Origin of the sequence: Mesorhizobium sp. M4B.F.Ca.ET.017.02.2.1 (assembly GCF_003998955.1) — a bacterium.
In the GTDB taxonomy this organism is placed as follows: domain Bacteria; phylum Pseudomonadota; class Alphaproteobacteria; order Rhizobiales; family Rhizobiaceae; genus Mesorhizobium; species Mesorhizobium abyssinicae.
In genome coordinates this window covers 1-1,992 of the sequence record NZ_RZOF01000572.1, presented here as the reverse complement: position 1 = coordinate 1,992, position 1,992 = coordinate 1, and the positions used below count along the sequence as shown (strand labels likewise).

Sequence of the window (1,992 nt, the reverse complement as noted above, 5' to 3'; positions counted from 1 at the left end):
TCGGCGAGGGGCCGGTCCGGCTGCAGACCTGGCTGGTGCGCGCGGCGTCAGACGAGGCCGAAAGCGCCGGCGGGCTGATGGTCGCCACGTTCCAGGTGGCGATCGCGCTCGGCGCCGTCTTCGGCGGCCTGCTGGTCGACCATGCCGGCGGCGCCAGCGCCTTCGCCTATTGCGGCATCGCAACGCTGCTGGCGGCCCTGGCGGCGGTGCTAATGGGGCCGAAGCGCGCGGGCTAGCCGGCCCCCGCGCGATCATCCTACATCGGCCCGGCAGCCGTCCGGGCCGATGTCGCCGTGATCGCCGCCACGAAGCGCTTCAGGCTGTGCTCGACATAGGCGGTCAGCTCCATTTCGGGATCGAAGCTCCACCACAGCAGCGAGCCCTGCCAGTGCGACGCCATCAGCAGGCCGATGTCCTGGGGCATGCCCGGCATACCTGCGAAACAGTCGACGAGCACCTTGCTCAGCGCCGCTTTCCAGGCGCCGCCGCGCGCCCGCAGCACGGGATCGCGCAGGTCCTCGCGCAGCACCAGCAAACCTTCGGCATAGGATTCGATGTCGCCATAGCCGCTGGATAGACCACCCAACAACTGGATCGCCCCGGCCGGGGTCCTCGGCGTCGAGGCGGACAGCGCTTTGGTTTTCCGGTCGAGCCCATCCCAGGCATAAAGCAGCGTGCGTTGCTTCAGCTGCGCCTTGCTCCCGAAGCGCTGCACCAGCGTCGACCCCGATAGGCCGCATGCCCGCGCCAGCCGCTCGAAGGTCAGCGCCTCCGGGCCTTCGGCGTGCATCAGCCGGTAGGCGACCTCCAGCACCTGCTCGTCGGGCTGCGTTTTCGGCCGGGTCATCTTGACATCCATTTATAAACGAATGATCATTTATAAACGAGGAGCGTGGCAAGCGCCAGCCCTCGTTGTGGTGTTTTGGTTCGGGAGGTTGCGATGATGCTTGAAGGAAAGGTCGCCCTTGTCGCCGGCGCCACGCGCGGTGCCGGCCGTGGCATCGCGGTCGAGCTCGGCGCCGCCGGCGCCACCGTCTATGTCACCGGGCGCACGACGCGGACGCAGCAGTCGCCCTATGGCCGTCCGGAGACGATCGAGGAAACGGCTGAGCTGGTCACGGCGCAAGGCGGCAAGGGCATTGCCGTCCAGGTCGATCATCTGATTGCCGACGATGTGCGCGCACTGGTCGAGCGTATCCGTGCCGAGCAGGGCCGTCTCGATGTCCTGGTCAACGACCTGTGGGGCGGCGAAAGGCTGTTCGAATGGAACAAGCCGGTCTGGGACCATGATCTCGAGAACGGCTTGCGCCTGCTGCGCCTCGCCATCGACACGCATCTGATCACCGCGCACCACGCGCTGCCGCTGATGATCGAGCGGCCGGGCGGGCTGCATGTCGAAGTCACCGACGGCACGGCCGAATACAATGCCGACCACTACCGGCTGTCGCCGTTCTACGACCTCGCCAAGGTGGCGGCGACGCGCATGGCATGGGCGCACGCCAAGGACCTCGCGCCACATGGCGCCACGTCGGTCTCGCTGACGCCCGGCTGGCTGCGTTCCGAAATGATGCTGGAGGCCTTCGGCGTCAGCGAGGCGAACTGGCGCGACGCGACCGCCAAGGTACCGCATTTCGTCATTTCCGAGACGCCGCGCTTCGTCGGCCGCGCCATCGCGGCGCTGGCCGCGGATCCGGAGCGGTCGCGCTGGAACGGGCAGTCGCTGTCCAGCGGCGGGCTGGCGCAGGTCTATGGCTTCACCGATCTCGATGGTTCGCGCCCGGATGCCTGGCGCTATGTCCCGGAGGTCCAGGATGCCGGCAAGCCGGCCGATGCGACCGGGTATCGCTAGAATTGCGCTAGGCCGAGCGACCGTCGAAGTCGAAGATCTGGACCGCGGCAAGGTCGATGCCGTCGAGGCAATTGATGTTGACATAGGCGCTGCGTTCGCTGCCGTCGCCGACGTCCTCGGCGAAGGGATGGATGCCGCAGGAG

General features: G+C 67.6%; 2 protein-coding genes and 2 pseudogenes. 2 read left to right on the top strand and 2 right to left on the bottom strand.

Annotated features, from left to right (window positions below; all coding sequences use genetic code 11):
* Nucleotides 1–236, top strand: a pseudogene (locus tag EN738_RS33880) (MFS transporter); the annotation flags it as partial.
* Between the two features lie 20 nt (nucleotides 237–256).
* Here the strand turns inward: EN738_RS33880 and EN738_RS33875 are convergent.
* Nucleotides 257–847, bottom strand: a complete 591-nt coding sequence (locus tag EN738_RS33875) for a helix-turn-helix domain-containing protein (RefSeq protein WP_187331321.1) — start codon at nucleotides 845–847, stop codon at nucleotides 257–259.
* A 93-nt stretch (nucleotides 848–940) separates the two neighbouring features.
* Between EN738_RS33875 and EN738_RS33870 the strand changes: the two genes are divergently transcribed.
* Nucleotides 941–1,849, top strand: a complete 909-nt coding sequence (locus EN738_RS33870; RefSeq protein WP_127287323.1) for an SDR family oxidoreductase — start codon at nucleotides 941–943, stop codon at nucleotides 1,847–1,849.
* Between the two features lie 7 nt (nucleotides 1,850–1,856).
* On the opposite strand, the pseudogene EN738_RS36660 reads toward EN738_RS33870, so the two are convergent.
* A pseudogene (locus EN738_RS36660) lies at nucleotides 1,857–1,992 on the bottom strand (GFA family protein); the annotation flags it as partial.

What these genes read in the sequence shown, in the direction of transcription:
- EN738_RS33870 (WP_127287323.1), top strand. Translation starts at nt 941, where the DNA reads ATGATGCTTGAAGGAAAGGTCGCCCTTGTCGCCGGCGCCACGCGCGGT.
- EN738_RS33875 (WP_187331321.1), bottom strand. Translation starts at nt 847, where the DNA reads ATGACCCGGCCGAAAACGCAGCCCGACGAGCAGGTGCTGGAGGTCGCC.